16 protein-coding genes are annotated in these 16,513 nt (G+C 74.1%); 7 read left to right on the top strand and 9 right to left on the bottom strand.

The window, feature by feature from the left end; translation table 11 throughout:
* The first annotated feature begins 3 nt into the window (after nt 1–3).
* Nucleotides 4–417, top strand: coding sequence for a VOC family protein (locus ABTY40_RS01035; RefSeq protein ID WP_345283470.1), 414 nt, complete (start codon nt 4–6; stop codon nt 415–417).
* A 68-nt stretch (nt 418–485) separates the two neighbouring features.
* Here the strand turns inward: ABTY40_RS01035 and ABTY40_RS01030 are convergent, their stop codons facing one another.
* From ABTY40_RS01030 to ABTY40_RS01010, 5 genes are all read right to left on the bottom strand, one after another.
* Entirely contained in the window at nt 486–1,247 is a 762-nt protein-coding gene (locus ABTY40_RS01030) for an SDR family NAD(P)-dependent oxidoreductase (protein ID WP_352057582.1), read from the bottom strand.
* Nucleotides 1,248–1,348: 101 nt separating this feature from the next.
* Nucleotides 1,349–1,933 carry a TetR/AcrR family transcriptional regulator gene (locus tag ABTY40_RS01025; RefSeq protein WP_352057581.1) on the bottom strand — a complete coding sequence of 195 codons (585 nt, stop codon included), beginning with the start codon at nt 1,931–1,933 and terminating at the stop codon, nt 1,349–1,351.
* A gap of 58 nt (nt 1,934–1,991) precedes the next feature.
* Nucleotides 1,992–2,339, bottom strand: a complete 348-nt coding sequence (nirD, locus tag ABTY40_RS01020; protein ID WP_352057580.1) for a nitrite reductase small subunit NirD — start codon at nt 2,337–2,339, stop codon at nt 1,992–1,994.
* Nucleotides 2,336–4,888 carry a nitrite reductase large subunit NirB gene (nirB, locus tag ABTY40_RS01015; protein ID WP_352057579.1) on the bottom strand — a complete coding sequence of 851 codons (2,553 nt, stop codon included), beginning with the start codon at nt 4,886–4,888 and terminating at the stop codon, nt 2,336–2,338. The genes nirD and nirB overlap by 4 nt, the downstream gene beginning before the upstream one ends.
* Before the next feature lies 1 nt (nt 4,889).
* Nucleotides 4,890–6,110, bottom strand: coding sequence for an NAD(P)/FAD-dependent oxidoreductase (locus ABTY40_RS01010; RefSeq protein ID WP_352057578.1), 1,221 nt, complete (start codon nt 6,108–6,110; stop codon nt 4,890–4,892).
* Nucleotides 6,111–6,326: 216 nt separating this feature from the next.
* Here ABTY40_RS01010 and ABTY40_RS01005 point away from each other — a divergent pair, with 216 nt between their 5' ends.
* On the top strand, nt 6,327–7,112 hold the full coding sequence (locus ABTY40_RS01005; RefSeq protein WP_352057577.1) for a sulfite exporter TauE/SafE family protein: 786 nt from the start codon (nt 6,327–6,329) through the stop codon (nt 7,110–7,112).
* Between the two features lie 28 nt (nt 7,113–7,140).
* On the opposite strand, the gene ABTY40_RS01000 is transcribed toward ABTY40_RS01005, so the two are convergent.
* The 3 genes from ABTY40_RS01000 to ABTY40_RS00990 form a co-directional block, all read right to left on the bottom strand.
* A complete protein-coding gene (locus ABTY40_RS01000) occupies nt 7,141–7,761 on the bottom strand; it encodes a class F sortase (RefSeq protein ID WP_352057576.1) in 621 nt (206 codons plus the stop codon).
* Nucleotides 7,762–7,876: 115 nt separating this feature from the next.
* Nucleotides 7,877–8,383, bottom strand: coding sequence for a GVDTG sorting domain-containing protein (locus ABTY40_RS00995; protein WP_352057575.1), 507 nt, complete (start codon nt 8,381–8,383; stop codon nt 7,877–7,879).
* 282 nt (nt 8,384–8,665) lie between these two features.
* Nucleotides 8,666–9,493 (bottom strand): aminotransferase class IV, encoded by an 828-nt coding sequence (locus ABTY40_RS00990; RefSeq protein ID WP_352057574.1) that lies wholly within the window; start codon nt 9,491–9,493, stop codon nt 8,666–8,668.
* A 151-nt stretch (nt 9,494–9,644) separates the two neighbouring features.
* Between ABTY40_RS00990 and ABTY40_RS00985 the strand changes: the two genes are divergently transcribed.
* Genes ABTY40_RS00985 through ABTY40_RS00965 form a run of 5 tightly spaced genes read left to right on the top strand, consistent with a single transcriptional unit; the run spans nt 9,645 to nt 14,381 of the window.
* Nucleotides 9,645–10,250, top strand: a complete 606-nt coding sequence (locus ABTY40_RS00985) for an NADPH-dependent FMN reductase (protein WP_352057573.1) — start codon at nt 9,645–9,647, stop codon at nt 10,248–10,250.
* Between the two features lie 9 nt (nt 10,251–10,259).
* Nucleotides 10,260–11,996 carry an ABC transporter ATP-binding protein gene (locus ABTY40_RS00980; RefSeq protein ID WP_352057572.1) on the top strand — a complete coding sequence of 579 codons (1,737 nt, stop codon included), beginning with the start codon at nt 10,260–10,262 and terminating at the stop codon, nt 11,994–11,996.
* Nucleotides 11,993–13,852, top strand: a complete 1,860-nt coding sequence (locus ABTY40_RS00975; protein WP_502990453.1) for an ABC transporter ATP-binding protein — start codon at nt 11,993–11,995, stop codon at nt 13,850–13,852. Before ABTY40_RS00980 ends, ABTY40_RS00975 begins: the two co-directional genes overlap by 4 nt.
* Before the next feature lie 20 nt (nt 13,853–13,872).
* Nucleotides 13,873–14,232: a divalent-cation tolerance protein CutA gene (cutA, locus tag ABTY40_RS00970; protein WP_352057571.1), complete on the top strand. Its 360-nt coding sequence runs from the start codon at nt 13,873–13,875 to the stop codon at nt 14,230–14,232.
* On the top strand, nt 14,229–14,381 hold the full coding sequence (locus ABTY40_RS00965) for a gamma-glutamylcyclotransferase family protein (protein WP_352057570.1): 153 nt from the start codon (nt 14,229–14,231) through the stop codon (nt 14,379–14,381). The genes cutA and ABTY40_RS00965 overlap by 4 nt, the downstream gene beginning before the upstream one ends.
* Nucleotides 14,382–14,428: 47 nt before the next feature.
* On the opposite strand, the gene ABTY40_RS00960 is transcribed toward ABTY40_RS00965, so the two are convergent.
* On the bottom strand, nt 14,429–16,510 hold the full coding sequence (locus ABTY40_RS00960) for a molybdopterin oxidoreductase family protein (RefSeq protein ID WP_352057569.1): 2,082 nt from the start codon (nt 16,508–16,510) through the stop codon (nt 14,429–14,431).
* Nucleotides 16,511–16,513 lie beyond the last annotated feature (3 nt).

Below are 16,513 nucleotides of genomic sequence, written 5' to 3'. Positions count from 1 at the left end.
ACCATGGCCCCGCAGATGATCTTCGTGAACCTGCCGGTGAAGGACCTGGACGCGAGCAAGGCCTTCTACGAGAAGATCGGTTACTCGATCAACCCGCAGTTCACCGACGAGACCGCCGCCTGTGTCGTCATCAGCGACACGATCTTCGCGATGCTCCTGACCGAGGAGAAGTTCAAGAGCTTCACCGCCCCGGGCAAGGAGATCGCCGACGCCACGAAGGCCACCGAGGTGCTGATCACGCTGAGCGCCGAGAGCCGCGAGAAGGCCGACGAGCTCGCCGACGCCGCCCTCGCCGCCGGCGGCAGCCCGGCGAAGGAGCCGATGGACATGGGCTTCATGTACGGCCGCTCCTTCGCCGACCCGGACGGCCACCACTGGGAGGTCTTCTGGATGGACCCGGCCGCCGCCCAGGGCTGAGCGGCCACGGGGAGCCGGTCCCGGCCGGGCCGCCGGGGCCGGACCGGGACCCGGCGTTCCCGCCGGGATCAGGCCGAGACGCCGCCGTCGATCACCAGGTCCGCGCCCACGACCGCCCCCGCCGCGTCCGAGGCGAGGTAGAGGACCGCCGCCGCCACCTCGGCGGCGGAGGTGATCCGGCCCAGCGGCGACTCGCCCTTCATCCGCACCTCCCGCTCGGCCTCGGTCTCGCCGGGCAGCAGGGACATGGCCGATTCGGCGGCCCCCGGACTGACCGCGTTGATGCGCACCCCGTCGCCGATGTGGTCCAGGGCCGCGGCGCGGGTGAGCGCCGAGACCGCCGCCTTGGAGACCTGGTAGCCGAACACGCCCGGGACGCGGACGTGCGCGCCCAGGTTGGAGGAGATGTTCACGATCGCCCCGCCGCCGTGCGCCCGCATGTGGGCGACCTCGGCCTGGAGGGCGTGCAGGACGCCCGTCACGTTGATGTCGAGCAGGGCCTGCCAGTCCTCCAGGGGGAAGTCGGCGGCGCTGTGGCCGCCCCGGAAGATCCCCGCGTTGTTCACGGCCACGTCGAGCCCGCCGTACAGCTCCACCGTGCGCCGGACCAGCTCCCGCACGGAGGCGGCGGAGGACACGTCGGCGGTGACGGCGGAGGCGGTGCCCCCGGCGTCCCCGATCATGGCGACGGTCTCGTCCAGGGCGGCGGCGGTGCGGCCGGCGGCGACGACCTTCGCACCCTCGGCGGCGAAGGAGAGCGCGATCTCGCGGCCCAGGCCGGACCCGGCCCCGGTGACGAGGACGACGCGGTCGGTGAAGCGATCGGACATGGAAAACCCCTCCGAGGGACAGTTCTCTGACTTGACCGTACGTTCCAAAATGAGCCGCAGGAAAAGGGCGCCCCTTCCGGGCGCCCCTCCGGTGGTCCGGCTCAGTCCAGCAGGGCCAGGGCCTGCTCCGCCGCGTCCCGGACCCGTGCCGGGTCCGTGGAGGCCTTGCCGACCAGCCGGATGCCCTGGATCAGGACGAGCAGCATCCGGGCCAGGGCCCGCGGGTCGCGCTCCGGCGGCAGCTCGCCCTGGGCGCGGGCCCGGACGAGCGTCGCGTGGAGCAGCGTCTCCAGGTGCTCCCAGTTGAGCTCCACCCGGCGTGCCACGGCCGGGTCGTGCGGGGCCAGCTCCGCCGCCGAGTTGGTGACGAAGCAGCCCTGCAGGCGCTCCTCCTCCGACCCGGCCTCGGCCGCGAAGCGGCGGACGAGCGCCCGGACGGCCGGCAGGGCGGGGCCCGGCGCGGACAGCTCCTCGACCATCCCCGGCACGCGCTCCTCGGCGTAGCGGTCCAGGGCCTTCAGATACAGCTCGTGCTTGTTCCCGAAGGTGGCGTAGAGGCTCGCCCGGCCGATGCCGAGGTGCTCCACGAGGTCGGACATCGCCGTCGCCTCGTAGCCGCGCGCCCAGAACAGTTCGAGGGCTGCCCGGAGCGCGGCGTCGGGATCGAATTCCTTGGTCCTGGCCACGCCCCGACCGTACGCCTCTCTGGAACGACCGGTCAAGTAAAGGGGAGTTGCCCCGGCGTCACCGCACCCGCACCGGGTAGACCGTCACCGTGACCTCCTCGTCGTCCAGGCACCGGCCCGTCGTCAGGTCGAAGCGCTGCTTCAGCAGCGGCGAGGCCACGAACGGCCGCCCCTCCGCCGACCCCAGCAGCCCCCGGGCGAGCACCTGGGCCCCCGTGAACGGATCGCGGTTGTCGATCGCGTACGTCCGCCCCGCCCGGTCCCGGAAGACCGCGGCCTGCCGGCCGTCCGGGAGCAGGGCCGCCATGCCCCGCCCCGGCGTCAGCCGGTCCGCCTCGCAGACCGTCAGCCAGGAGTCGGGGGAGGGGGACAGTTCGAGCGTCGTCCGTTCCTGCTGCGTCGTCATCGGGAGGTCGCTCCTTCCAGCGTGCCGACCGGCGAGCCGATCGTGAGGATGTCGAGGTCCGGCTTGATCTGGTCCCGCTCCGGGACGAAGCGGACCGAGGGGTCCGGGGTCTCCGGGGCGTTGACGAAGGAGACGAACCGCCGCAGCCGGTCGGGGTCGTCCAGGGTCCGGGCCCACTCGTCCCGGTACTCCGCGACGTGCGCCGCCATCAGCGCCTCCAGCTCCTCGCAGAGACCCAGGCTGTCGTGCACCACCACGTCCCTGAGGTGGTCGAGCCCGCCCTCCAGGCGCTCCAGCCAGGTGGACGTCCGCTCAAGGCGGTCGGCCGTCCGGATGTAGAACATCAGGAACCGGTCGATGAGACGGATCAGTTCGGCGTCCGAGAGGTCCTGGGCGAGCAGGTCGGCGTGGCGCGGGGTCGCGCCGCCGTTCCCGCCCACGTACAGGTTCCAGCCGGCGGCCGTCGCGATGACGCCGAAGTCCTTCGACTGGGCCTCCGCGCACTCGCGGGCGCAGCCCGAGACCGCCGACTTCAGCTTGTGCGGGGCGCGCAGGCCCCGGTAGCGCAGTTCCAGCCGGATCGCCATCTTCACCGAGTCCTGCACGCCGTAGCGGCACCAGGTCTGCCCCACGCAGGACTTCACCGTGCGCAGCGCCTTGCCGTACGCGTGCCCCGACTCGAAGCCCGCGTCGACCAGCCGTGTCCAGATCGCCGGGAGCTGGTCCACCCGCGCGCCGAACAGATCGATGCGCTGACCGCCGGTGATCTTGGTGTAGAGCCCGAAGTCACGGGCCACCTCTCCGATCACGATCAGTTTCTCCGGGGTGATCTCACCGCCGGGGATGCGCGGTACGACCGAATAGGAGCCGTTGCGCTGCATGTTGGCGAGGAAGTGGTCGTTGGTGTCCTGCAGCGCGGCCTGCTCGCCGTCCAGGATGTACCCGTCCAGGCCGATCGCCGGGGCGAGGGAGGCGAGGATCGAGCCCACGGTCGGCTTGCAGACCTCGCAGCCCTCGCCGCCCCGCGCCTCCGGGCGCCCGTGGGAGTCGAGGAGGGCGGCGAAGGAGGTCACGCGCAGGGTGCGGGCGATCTCGTAGAGCTCACTGCGGGTGTACGCGAAGCAGCCGCAGAGCCCCTTGCCGGTCGCCGCCGGCAGCAGCTTCTCGATGACCTTGACGCAACTGCCGCAGCCGGTACCGGCCTTGGTGCACTTCTTCACCTCGGGCAGCGTCGCGCACTGGGTGATCGCGTGCTTGGTCACGTTGTGGCAGGAACAGATCACCGCGTCGTCGGGCAGCGCCGACGGACCGAGCGCGACCGGCGCGCCCGCACCGGCCGGAAGGACCAGCTGCTCGGGGGCGACCGGCGGCACGGAGCCGGTGAGCGGGCGCAGCAGGCCGTAGGAGTCGGCGTCCCCGACCAGGACGCCGCCGAGGAGCACGCCCTCTCCGTCCACGACCAGCTTCTTGTAGACGCCCGAGCGGGAGTCCGAGTACACCACGTCGAGGCAGCCCTCGGCCGTGCCGTGCGCGTCGCCGAACGAGGCCACGTCCACGCCGAGCAGCTTGAGCTTGGTCGACATGTCCGCGCCGGTGAAGCCCGCTCCGGCCTCCTCCTCCGCCAGGGTGGCGGCCACCGTCTGCGCCATCTCGTAGCCCGGCGCCACCAGGCCGTACACCCGCCCGTCCACGGCGAGCGCGCATTCGCCGATCGCGAAGACCGCCGGGTCCGAGGTGCGGCACCACTCGTCGACCGCGATGCCGCCGCGCTCGCCGACCGCCAGGCCGCAGTCCCGCGCCAGCTGGTCCCGGGGCCGCACACCGGCCGAGAACACCACCATGTCCGTGGCGACCTCGGAGCCGTCCGAGAGCCGCATCGCGGTGACCGCGCCGTCCTCGGTGACGACCTCCTGCGTCCCCGTCCCGGTGTGGACGGTCAGGCCCATCTGCTCGATGGTGCGCAGCAGCGCGGCGCCGCCGCCCTCGTCCACCTGCACCGGCATCAGCCGGGGCGCGAACTCCACGATGTGGGTGTCCAGGCCCAGGCCCTTGAGCGCGCCCGCCGCCTCCAGGCCGAGCAGACCGCCGCCGACCACCGCGCCGGTCGTCGCCCCCTTCGCGTACTCCTCGATCGCCAGCAGGTCCTCGATCGTGCGGTAGACGAAACAGCCCCGGGCGTCCTTGCCGGGCACCGGCGGCACGAAGGGGTACGAGCCGGTCGCGAGGACCAGGGTGTCGTACGCGAAGACCCGCCCCGAGCGGGCGGTGACCGTCCGGCCCTCCCGGTCGACCGCCTCGGCCGGGTCGCCGACGTACAGCTCGATGCCGTGCCTCTCCATGAAGCCGGCCTCGACCATCGACAGATCGTCGGGGGTCCTGCCCGAGAAGTACGAGGTCAGCTGGACGCGGTCGTAGGCGGGGCGGGGCTCCTCGCAGAGCACGACGATCCGGGCCCGCGCGGTGACGCCACGCTCGGCGAGCGCCTCCAGGAACCGCTGGCCGACCATTCCGTGGCCGACCAGGACGATGGTGGGGGTGTGCGCGCTCATGTCAGGAGCCTCCGTCGTGGGTGAGCAGGTGCAGCAGGGGGGCTTCGGGGAGGGCTTCGTCGCCCTCCCAGGCCCGGGCGAGCGCGCCGACCGCGGCCAGATCGCCGAGGAGGACGCCCCCGACGAGCCGGTCCCCGCGGACGACGACCTTGCGGTAGGCGCTGCGCGTGGCGTCGGTGAGCTGGACGACGTCGTCGCCCGGCCGTGGCGTGGCCTCGCCGAAGGCGGCGAGGTCCAGGGGCCGGGAACCGCCCAGGGTGAGCCGGGTGAGCGCCCGGGTGCCGGTGTAACGCGGACCGGAGCCCGCGCCGCCGGCGGGAGCGGGGTGGCCGTCCCCGGCGGTGAGCACGTCCGCCAGGACATCGGCCTGTTCCAGGGCCGGACCGGCGAGGCCGTAGACGCGGCCGGCGTGCTCCGCGCAATCCCCGATCGCGTGGACGCGGGGATCGGAGGTCCGCAGCTCGTCGTCGACGACGATCCCGGTCCTGACCTCGAGGCCCGCCTCCCGGGCCAGGGCGGTCCGCGGGCGCACCCCGCAGGCCAGCACCACGACCTGGGCGTCGAGCACGAAGCCGTCGGCCAGTTCGACCGCCGTCACCGCCCCGTCGCGCTGCCGCAGTCCGCTCACCCGGCACTCGGTGTGCACCTCGACCCCGAGGGACTCCACGTGCTCCCGCAGCAGCTCCGAGGCCCGCGCGTCCAGCTGCCGCTCCATGAGCCGCTCGCCCTGCTGGGTCAGCACCACCTCGGCGCCCCGCGCGGCCAGCGCCCGCGCCGCCGACACCCCGAGCAGCCCGCCGCCGACGACCACCGCCCGCACCCCGGGCCGTACCAGCTCCCGCAGGGTCAGGCAGTCGTCGAGCGTACGGAAGGGGTGCACGCCCTCCGGGAGCTCCGCCCCGCGCAGTCCGCGCAGCGGCGGCAGCACCGGGTTGGAGCCGGTGGCCAGGACCAGGCGGTCGTAGCCGACGAGCGAGCCGTCCGCGCACTCCACCGTCCGGGCGGCCCGGTCGATCCGCACCGCCCGCACGCCGCGGCGCACCGGCTCACGGCCCCCGGGCAGGGCGATGACCTCGGGGGCGTACCGCCCGGCGAGGACATCGGCGAGCAGCACCCGGTTGTACGGGGCGTGCGTCTCCTCGCCGAGGAGGGTGACCGGCAGGCGCTGGGCGAGGCGGAGGCCCGCCGTTCCGCCCCCGACCACCACGATCCGTGTACTCATGTCCGGAAGCGTGCGCGGCGGGTGTTTCCCCGCCGCATCCCGTCTGTTTCCCGCACGGAACGCTGATCTCCGCCCGGGCCGGCCGGCGCTGTGAGGGCGCGCGGTACGGCCCCGGCCGCGGGGCCCCTCCGGCGGGACCGGGGCCAAGCTCAGAGGTAGCTCAACGATCCCCGGTTCCGTGGACGGGGCAACGATCCGCTCCCTAGGCTCGCGATCATGCCCGACATCACCCTGACCACCCTTGTCCTGCTGTGCCTCGCCGCGCTCCTGGCCGGGTGGATCGACGCGGTCGTGGGCGGCGGCGGGCTGCTCCTCCTGCCGGCGCTGCTGCTCGGGCTGCCCGGCGTCCCGCACACGTACGCCCTCGGCACCAACAAGGCCGTGGCGATCGTCGGCACCACCGGGGCCGCCGTCACCTACGCCCGCAAGGCGCCGGTGCCGGTCTGGACGGCGGTGCGGGTCGGGCTCGCGGCCACCGCCGGCTCCATGCTCGGAGCCGTCTTCGCCGCGGGCATCAGCGACCGGGTCCTCCGGCCGCTCATCATGGTGGTCCTGGCCGGCGTGGCCGCCTTCGTCATCCTGCGGCCCGCCTTCGGCGCGCGGCCCGAGGGGGCGGAGCGGGCCCCGCTGACCCGGGCCAGGATCGTCACCGCGATCGTCCTCGTCGGCGGCGGGATCGGCCTCTACGACGGCATGTTCGGGCCCGGCACCGGCACCTTCCTCGTGCTCGCCCTGACCGCCGTGCTCCACCTCGACCTGGTGACGGCCTCCGCCACGGCCAAGATCGTCAACGTCTGCACCAACGCGGGCGCGCTCGCCACCTTCGCCTACCAGGGCACCGTCTACTGGCAGCTGGCCGCCGTGATGGCCGTCTTCAACCTGGCGGGCGGCATGCTCGGGGCGCGGATGGCGCTGCGGAAGGGCACCGAGTTCGTGCGCGGGGTGCTGCTCGTCGTGGTCTTCTCGCTGGTGGCGAAGCTGGCCTTCGACCAGTGGAGCTGAGCCCGGGGCGGGGGCCGGGGGCGGCGGTCTACCGCACGCCGATCAGGTGGCCGAAGGCGACCACGTTGCCCTGGTAGCCGCCCGCCTTCTCGGAGAAGCCGCCGCCGCAGGTGATCACCCGGATCTCGGCCCGGTCGGCCTCTCCGTACACCTTCTCGTCGGGGAAGTCCTCGTTCGCGTACACCTCCACCGCGTCGACCGTGAAGACGGCGGTCCGGCCGTCGCGCCGGTCCACCTCGATCCGGTGGCCCTTCTTCAGCGCGCCCAGCGTGTAGAAGACGGCCGGGCCCTCGGCGTTGTCGACGTGCCCGGCGACGATCGCGGTGCCCTTCGCGCCGGGCGTCGTGCCGTCCTCGTACCAGCCTGCGAGGTTGCGGTCGGCGGCCGGCGGCACGGCGAGCGAACCGTTCGCCGCCAGGCCGAGTCCGGTCACCGGGGCGTCCACACCGGTCTCCGGGATGCGCAGCCGTACCGGCTCCGAGGGCGGCAGCGGATCGGCGGCGGCGTCCGTGTGCACGGCCGGTCCGGCCGCGAAGGCCTGGGCGGCGGACGGCACGGGCGGGGTGACGTCCTCCGAGCCGTTCTGCACGAGCCAGAGGCCGACACAGACGGCCACCGCTATGCCCCAGCCCTTGCTCCTGCCGCTCACTCGACACTCACCTGCCGCTCACCTGTCCGTCGTGTGCTCCATGGGTTCCAGGGGTGTGGCCCTGCCCCCGCCGGGCCGTGTGCGGGCGCGCGGCGGGGGCAGGACGGGCGGTGGCTCAGTGGCCCTGCGCGCCGCTCGCCCGGCGGCGCAGGAGCCAGGCACCGCCGACGGCAGCCGCGGCCAGCACCGCCGCGCCCGCCGTGACCTGGGCGGTGTCGGGGCCGATGCTGCCCCCGACTCCGGTGGGGACGTGGCCGCTCGGAGGCCGGTGCTTGACGGTCAGGTCACCCCGGGCCGTCTTGCCGTTGTCACAGGCCACACTGATCCCGTACGTGCCGGGCTTCGTGTGCTGCGGCACGGTGAACTGGCCGACCACGACCTCCTTGTGGGTGCTGGGGTTGAGCTGGAACTCGCCCGCCCCGAGCGAGTTCGCGTCCCCGACGCCGCGGCCGTGCTTGCCGCACGCCGTGGTGTTGACCGTGACGGTCGTGCCGGGGGACGCGGACGACGGGTACACCTCGAGGGTCTCGAAGTCGCCGGCGTGCGCGAGGGGGGCCGCGAGGACCCCGATCGCGGCGACCGACAAGGCGGTACCGGTGAGCAGGCGGGCAGTGGTGCGCATGGATGTCCTCCGGGGCGGGGCGCGCGAGCGGTCATGCCGGGGCCGTGCCGGGAGGGACTTCCCGGTACCGGCCTCCTAGGACCGAGATAAGAGCCGCGCCCCGCCCCGCGCCTGCTGAGGGGGCATCAGGATTGCGCCGTCCGGGACGGCGTGTCGCCTGGATGTTGAGCGTTTACGCAGGTCAGAGCCGGTTTCGTGGGGCCGGGTGACACGCCGTGCCGAACGGGTGATCACCGTCACCCGGTCGGCACGGACCGGCGTCGGGGCGGCCCGGCGGGGACGTCACACGGCGACCGGTTCGCCCTCCACCGCCAGGTACGCCGCGTGGACGCGCTCCATCAGCTCCTCGTCCACCGGGAAGCGGACCTGGTCCACCGCGGCCACGGGGGCGATCGTCCTCGAATTGGTCACCAGGGCCGCCCGGAAGCCGGACAGGCCGTCCAGGGTGACCGGGCGGCGGACCGAGGGCAGCCGGGACAGGAGCAGGGCCATGGTGATGCCGACGAGACAGGGGGCGGACGGCCAGACCAGACGAGTGCCGTCCCAGAACGCCACGTTGGTGACCGCGCCCTCGGCGACCTCCCCCGCGGGGGAGGTCAGCAGGGCTTCGTCGAAGCCCGCCCGGCGGGCCGCCTCACCGTGGTACGTCTGCCCGAAGCCGCCCAGATGCTTGAGGTGCGGCGCCGGGCGCAGGTAGTCCACGGACCGCAGCCGCTGCGGCGCGCCGGGGCCGTCGGGGGCCGGCGCGGTGACGGTCACCAGGATCCGGGCACCGCTGCCGGGGCCGCCGTCCGGGTACGCGTACACCCGCGCGGAGGCGTCGGTGCGGCCCGCCCGTGCCAGCGCCCCCGCCAGCAGGGTCCGCACCCGCTCCCCGGGGAGCGGGTGGCCGAAGAGTTCGCGGGTCGCGCCGTCGAGGCGGTCCAGGTGCAGGCCGAGCCCCTTCACGCGCCCGCCGCGCACCTGCATCGCCGTGAAGTGGCCGTACCCGCTCATCAGCGCGGCGGCCAGCCCCGGTTCGGCGACGGGAACCCCGTCGGCCTCGACGTGCGCCGGGGCGAGCGGGGAAGGGGGTGCGGCGGGGGAGCGGTGCGTGGGGCCGGTCGTCATGGACCCACCGTAGAACCCCGCCGCGCCGCCGTGAACCGGCGCCCGCGCGCGCCTCGCGGAACCCGGTGCCGGAGCCCCCCGACCACCCCGCAGAACCCCGGGAAAATCCGTGCTTGACCTCAACTTTGGTTGAGGTATCACGATCTTGGCCATGGACCTCAACGACGCCACCGCGCCCACCGCCCCCCTGACCCTCGCCCTCGTCGTCGCCAGCGACCGCGAAGGCCGCTTCGCCCCCGTCATCGCCGACTGGTTCCGCACCCGGGTCGCCGAGCGCGCCGACTTCACCCTCACCGTCCTCGACCTCGCCGAGACCCGCCTCCCCACTTCCCTCTCCTACGCCCCCGACCCCGCCGTCCGCGCCGAACTCGCCCGCGTCACCCCCGTCCTGGAACAGGCCGACGCCTTCGTCGTCCTCACCCCCGAGTACAACCACTCCTTCCCTGCCTCCCTGAAGAACCTCATCGACCGCCACTACACCGAGTGGCGCGCCAAGCCCGTCGGCTTCGTCTCCTACGGCGGCATCTCCGGCGGCATCCGCGCCGTCGAGCAGCTCCGCCAGGTCTACGCCGAGATGCACGCCGTCACCGTCCGCGACGGCGTCGTCCTGCCCAACGCCCAGGGGCTGTTCGACGAGGACGGCCGGTTCAAGGACCCGACCGGCCCCGAGAACGGCGCCAAGCTCATGCTCGACCAGCTCGCCTGGTGGGGACGCGCCCTCAAGGACGCCAAGGCCGTCCGCCCCTACGCCGCCTGAGGGTCCGTCATGACGCTGCTGCGACTCCTCGCCGGGCGCCTGCGCCCCCACCGCGCCCTCCTCGCCCTCCTCGTCCTCCTCCAGCTCGTCCAGACCCTCGCCTCCCTCGCCCTGCCCGCCCTCAACGCCGGTGTCATCGACCACGGCGTCCTGCGCGGCGACACCGGCCGCGTCCTCACCGGTGGGGCCACGATGGCCGCCGTCACCCTCCTCCAGGGGACGGCGGCCGCCGCCGCCACCTACACCGGCGCCCGCATCGCCATGGGCGTCGCCCGCGACCTGCGCTCCGAGGTCTTCCGCCGGGTCCAGGACTTCTCCGCCCGCGAACGCGCCCGCTTCGGCACCGCCACCCTCGTCACCCGCGTCACCAACGACGTCCAGCAGATCCAGACGTTCACCGTCCTCGTCCTGACCATGCTGGTCGCCGCCCCGCTCCTGTGCGCCGGCGGACTCGCCCTCGCCCTGCGCCAGGACGTCCCGCTCGCCCTGGTCCTGCTCCTGTTCGTGCCCGTCATGACCGGCGCCGTCGGCGCCGTCGTCCTGCGGATGCGCCCCCTCTTCCGCGGCATGCAGGAACGCCTCGACCGGGTGGGCCGGGTGCTGCGCGAACAGATCACCGGCGTCCGGGTCGTCCGCGCCTTCGTCCGCGACCGCCACGAACGGGCCCGGTTCGCCGCCGCCAACGACGAACTCCTCACCGTCGGCCTCCGCGCCGGCCGGCTCCAGGCCCTCATGTACCCGATCGTCCTCGTCGTCTGGGAGCTCACCACCGTCGCCCTCGTCCACCTCGGCGCCCGCCGCATCGACGCCGGCACCCTCCAGCCCGGGGAACTCGTCGCCTTCCTCGGCTACCTCCTCCAGACCGCCATGTCCGTGATGATGTGCCTCTTCCTCCTCATGCACATGCCCCGCGCCGAGGCCGCCGCCGAGCGCGTCCGCGAGGTCCTCGGCACCCGGCCCTCGCTCACCCCGCCCACCACACCGGTCCGCCGGCTCCCCGGCCCCGGCCGCCTCGACCTCCAGGACGTCGGCTTCCGCTACCCCGGCGCCGAGGAACCCGTCCTCAGCGGCGTACGCCTGACCGCGGGACCGGGCGAGACCACCGCCGTCATCGGCTCCACCGGCAGCGGCAAATCCACCCTGCTGGGACTCGTGCCCCGCCTCCTCGACGCCACCGAGGGCCGGGTCCTCGTCGACGGCACCGACGTCCGCGACCTCGACCCCGCGCTGCGCGCCGCGACCGTCGGACTCGTCCCCCAGAAGCCGTACCTCTTCGAGGGCACCATCGCCTCCAACCTCCGCTACGGCCGCCCCGACGCCACCGACGCGGAACTGTGGCACGCCCTGGAGGTCGCCCAGGCCGCCGACTTCGTCCGCGAACGGGAAGGCGGCCTCGACGCCCCCGTCACCCAGGGCGGCACCAACCTCTCCGGCGGCCAGCGCCAACGGCTCGCCATCGCCCGCGTCCTCGTCGTCCGCCCCCGCGTCTACCTCTTCGACGACTCCTTCTCCGCCCTCGACGCCACCACCGACGCCCGGCTGCGGGCCGCCCTGCGCGAGGAGACCGCCGGCGCCACCGTCGTGATCGTCGCCCAGCGCGTCTCCACCGTCCGCCACGCCGACCGGATCGTCGTCCTCGACCATGGCCGCGCCACCGCCACCGGCACCCACGACGAACTCCTGCGTACCGACCCCACCTACCGCGAGATCGTCCACTCCCAGCTCACCCAGGAGGAAGCAGCGTGAGCACCGCGACCGCCCCCCGATCCGAGCGGTCCACGGCCCCCGCCCGCGGCGGCCCCCCGGTCCGCGGCCCCGGCCTGCCCGTCCCCGCCGTCGAACGCTCCCTGCACTTCCGCGCCTCCGGTCTGCGCCTGCTGCGCGTCCTCGCCCCCGACCGCGTCCGCCTCGCCGCCGTCATCACCGCCGCCACCGCGGCCGTCCTCCTCGCCGTCCTCTCCCCGCTCCTCCTCGGCCGCGCCACCGACCTCGTCGTCACCGGCGCCGGCGGCCCCGCCGGCGTCGACTTCACCGCCGTCGGCCGGATCCTCGCCCTCTCCGTCGCCGTCGTCACCGGCTCGGCCCTCCTCACCTGGCTCCAGCAGCGGCTCGCCACCACCGTCGTCCAGCGGGCGGGCCACCGGCTCCGCGAGCGGGCCCAGCACAAACTGGCCCGGCTGCCCCTCACGTACCTCGACGGCCGGCCGCGCGGCGAGGTCCTCTCCCGCACCACCAACGACATCGACAACATCACCCAGACACTCCAACAGGCCTTCAGCCAGATGATCCGGGCCCTGCTCACCCTCGTCGGCGTCCTGGCGATGATGTTCTGGATCTCCCCGCTGCTCGCCCTCGTCACCCTCGCCACCGTGCCCGTCTCGCTCGCCGTCGCCGCCCGCATCGGCCGCCGCGCCCAGCCCGAGTTCATCCGCCAGTGGGACGTCACGGGCCGGCTCGGCAGCCACGTCGAGGAGACGGTCACCGGCCACACCGAAGTCGTCGCCTTCGGCCGCCGCGAGGAGGCCGTCCGCCGCTTCGACGAACTCGGCGGGGAACTGCACCGGGCGAGCTTCCGCGCCCAGTTCGTCTCCGGCTTCATCCAGCCCGCCCTCACCCTCGTCGGCAACCTCACCTACGTGGTCGTCGCCGTCGCCGGCGGACTGCGCGTGGCGAGCGGCACCCTGACCGTCGGCGACGTGCAGGCCTTCGTCCAGTACTCGTACGAGTTCAACGGCCCCGTCACCCAGATCGCCGCCATGGCCAACCTCCTGCAGTCCGGGGTCGCCTCCGCCGAGCGGGTCTTCGAACTCCTCGACGCCGAGGAGGAGACCCCCGATCCGGCCGAACCCCGCCGGCCCGCGCACCCGCGCGGCCGGGTCGTCCTCGACGGCGTCTCCTTCCGCCACGAGCCCGGCCGGCCCCTCATCGAGAACCTCTCGCTCACCGTGGAGCCCGGCAGGACCGTCGCCGTCGTCGGCCCGACCGGCGCCGGCAAGACCACCCTCGTCAACCTGCTGATGCGCTTCCACGAACCGACCGGCGGCCGCATCACCCTGGACGGCGTCGACACCGCCGCCATGGCCCGCGAGGACCTGCGGTCGGGGATCGGCATGGTCCTCCAGGACACCTGGCTGTTCGGCGGCACCATCGCCGAGAACATCGCGTACGGGGCACCCGGCGAGGTCCCGCGCGAACGGATCGTCGCCGCCGCCGAGGCCGCCCACGCCGACCGGTTCATCCGCACCCTCCCCGACGGCTACGACACCGTCCTCGACGAGGACGGCGGCGGGCTCAGCGCCGGCGAACGCCAGCTCGTCACCCTCGCCCGCGCCTTCCTCTCCGACCCGGCCATCCTCGTCCTGGACGAGGCGACCAGCTCCGTCGACACCCGCACCGAACTCCTCGTCCAGCGCGCCATGGCCACCCTGCGCGCCGGCCGCACCAGCTTCGTCGTCGCCCACCGGCTCTCGACCGTCCGCGACGCCGACACCATCCTCGTCCTCGAACGCGGGGCCGTCGCCGAACAGGGCACCCACGAGGAACTCCTGGCCGCGGGCGGCGCCTACGCCCGGCTGTACGCCGCCCAGTTCACCCGGGCCTGAGCCCCCGGTACGGTGAGGACGTGACCCCACCCGCCCCCGGCACCCGCACGCCCCACACCCCCGGCGTCCTCACCGTACGGACCACCACCGACAGCGCGGACAAGGCGGCGGCGCTCGCGCGCGGCGCCGTCGAGGCACGGCTCGCCGCCTGTGCCCAGGTCTCCGGCCCCCTCACCTCCGTCTACCACTGGCAGAAGGCGATCGAGACCGCCGAGGAGTGGCAGGTCGAGTTCAAGACGACCGAGGCCCGCTACGAGGCCCTGGAGGCCCACCTCCTCGCCGCCCACGACTACGAGACCCCCGAGATCCTCGCCACCCCCGTCGTCCGCGTCTCCGCCGCCTACCGGGAATGGCTGGAAAGAGAGGTCGGCGCCCCGTGACGCTGCCATGGTTCGTCCACGGCACGCTCCGCCCCGGCGCGTACCACCACGACCGCCTCCTCCTCGGCCGCACCGCCATCGAGGAGGAGGCCCTGCTGCCGGGAACCCCCTCCCCTCCATGCCAGGCTCGGTTCGCCTCCGGGCGCTGAAGCCGGACTCACGGCCCCCCTTTTTTCCCGGCTCGGTTCGCCTGTGCTCAGCCGCGTTCCAGCCGGACCGCGCACACCTTGAACTCGGGCATCCGGGAGACCGGGTCGAGCGCCGGGTTCACCAGCGTGTTCGCCCGGCCCTCCCCGTACCAGTGGAACGGCATGAAGACCGTGTCCGGGCGGATCCCGGTCGTGATCCGGGCCGGGGCCACCGCCCTCCCGCGCCGCGACACCACCGCCACCGGCTCGCCCTCGGCCACCCCGAGCCGCTCCGCCAGGCGCGGGTGCAGCTCCACGAACGGGCCCGGCGCCGCCGCGTTCAGCTCGTCCACCCGCCGCGTCTGCGCCCCCGACTGGTACTGGGAGACCACCCGGCCCGTCGTGAGCACCACCGGGTAGTCGGCGTCCGTCTCCTCGGCCGCCGCCCGGTGCACCACCGGCACGAACCGGGCCCGCCCGTCGGCGGTCGCGAACCGGTCCAGGAAGAGACGCGGCGTCCCCGCGTGGTCCGGGTCCGGGCAGGGCCAGAAGACGCCCTGCTCCCGCTCGATCCGCCCGTAGTCGATCCCCGCGTAGTCGGCGGGGCCGCCCGCCGAGGCGCGGCGCAGCTCCTCGAAGACCTCCTCGGGCTCCGCCGGGAAGCCCTTCTCCCAGCCGAGCAGGGCGGCGAGCCCGTGCAGCACCTCCAGGTCCGTGCGGACCCCCGGCGGCGGGGTGAGCGCCCGGCGGCGCAGCAGCACCCGGCCCTCCAGGTTGGTCATCGTGCCGGTCTCCTCGGCCCACTGCGTCACCGGCAGGACCACGTCGGCGAGCGCGGCGGTCTCGGAGAGGACCACGTCGGCGACGGCGAGGAAGTCCAGCGACCGGATCCGCTCCTCCACGTGCGCGGCGCGCGGGGCGGACACCACCGGGTTCGAGCCCATCAGGAGCAGCGCCCGCACCTCCCCGCCGAGCGCGTCGAGGAGTTCGTACGCGCTCCGCCCCGGCCCGGGCAGCGTCTCGGGTGCCACCCCCCACACCCCGGCGACGTGCGCGCGGGCGGCCGGGTCGTCCAGCTTGCGGTAGCCGGGCAGCTGGTCGGCCTTCTGGCCGTGCTCGCGCCCGCCCTGGCCGTTGCCCTGGCCGGTGAGACAGCCGTAGCCGCTGAGCGGCCGCCCGGCGCGGCCGGTGGCGAGGCAGAGGTTGATCCAGGCGCCGACGGTGTCGGTGCCCTTGGACTGCTGCTCGGGGCCGCGCGCGGTGAGCACCATGGCGTTCTCCGCCTCGCAGAACATCCGCACCGCTTCCCGTAGCAGGGGCACCGGGACGCCGGTGATCCGCTCGACGAGTTCCGGCCAGTGCGCCATCGCCCCGGCGCGGGCCGCCTCCCAGCCGGTGGTCCGCTCCGCGACGAACTCCTCGTCGACCCGGCCCTCGGCCACCACCTGGTGCAGCATGCCGAGCGCGAGCGCCAGATCCGTGCCGGGACGCGGCGCGAGGTGGAGGTCGGCCTGCTCGGCGGTGCGGGTGCGGCGCGGGTCGACGACGATCAGCCGGCCGCCGTTCTCCTTCAGCTCGGTGAGATAGCGCAGCGCGGGCGGCATGGTCTCGGCCAGGTTGGAGCCGACGAGGATCACGCAGCCGGTCCTCGGGATGTCCTCGAGCGGGAAGGGCAGCCCCCGGTCGAGCCCGAAGGCCCGCTGGTGCGCGGCGGCCGCCGAGGACATGCAGAAGCGGCCGTTGTAGTCGATCTGCGAGGTGGCGAGGACGAGCCGGGCGAACTTGCCGAGGGCGTACGCCTTCTCGTTGGTGAGGCCGCCGCCGCCGAAGACCCCCACCGCGTCGGGCCCGTGGTCGGCGCGGGTCCGGCGCAGCCCGTCGGCGACGGCGGCGAGTGCTTCCTCCCAGGACGCGGGCCGCAGGGCCCCCGTGTCAGGGCACCGGACCAGGGGCTCGGTGAGCCTGACCCGGGAGGAGAGCACGGCGGGGGCGGTGCGGCCCTTGCCGCACAGCGCCCCCCGGTTGACGGGGAAGTCGGTCCGGTCGACCACCTCGGCGGGCAGCTCCGGAACGCCGGTCGGGCGGAGCGACATCCCGCACTGCAGGGCGCAGTAGGGACAGTGGGTGGGGACGGTGGTGACCTCGGACATGGC

The organism is Streptomyces sp. NPDC126503 (assembly GCF_040302405.1).
In the GTDB taxonomy this organism is placed as follows: Bacteria; Actinomycetota; Actinomycetes; order Streptomycetales; family Streptomycetaceae; genus Streptomyces; species Streptomyces gulbargensis.
The sequence above is the reverse complement of the archived record's forward strand: the minus strand, read 5'-3'. Positions and strand labels throughout refer to the sequence as shown.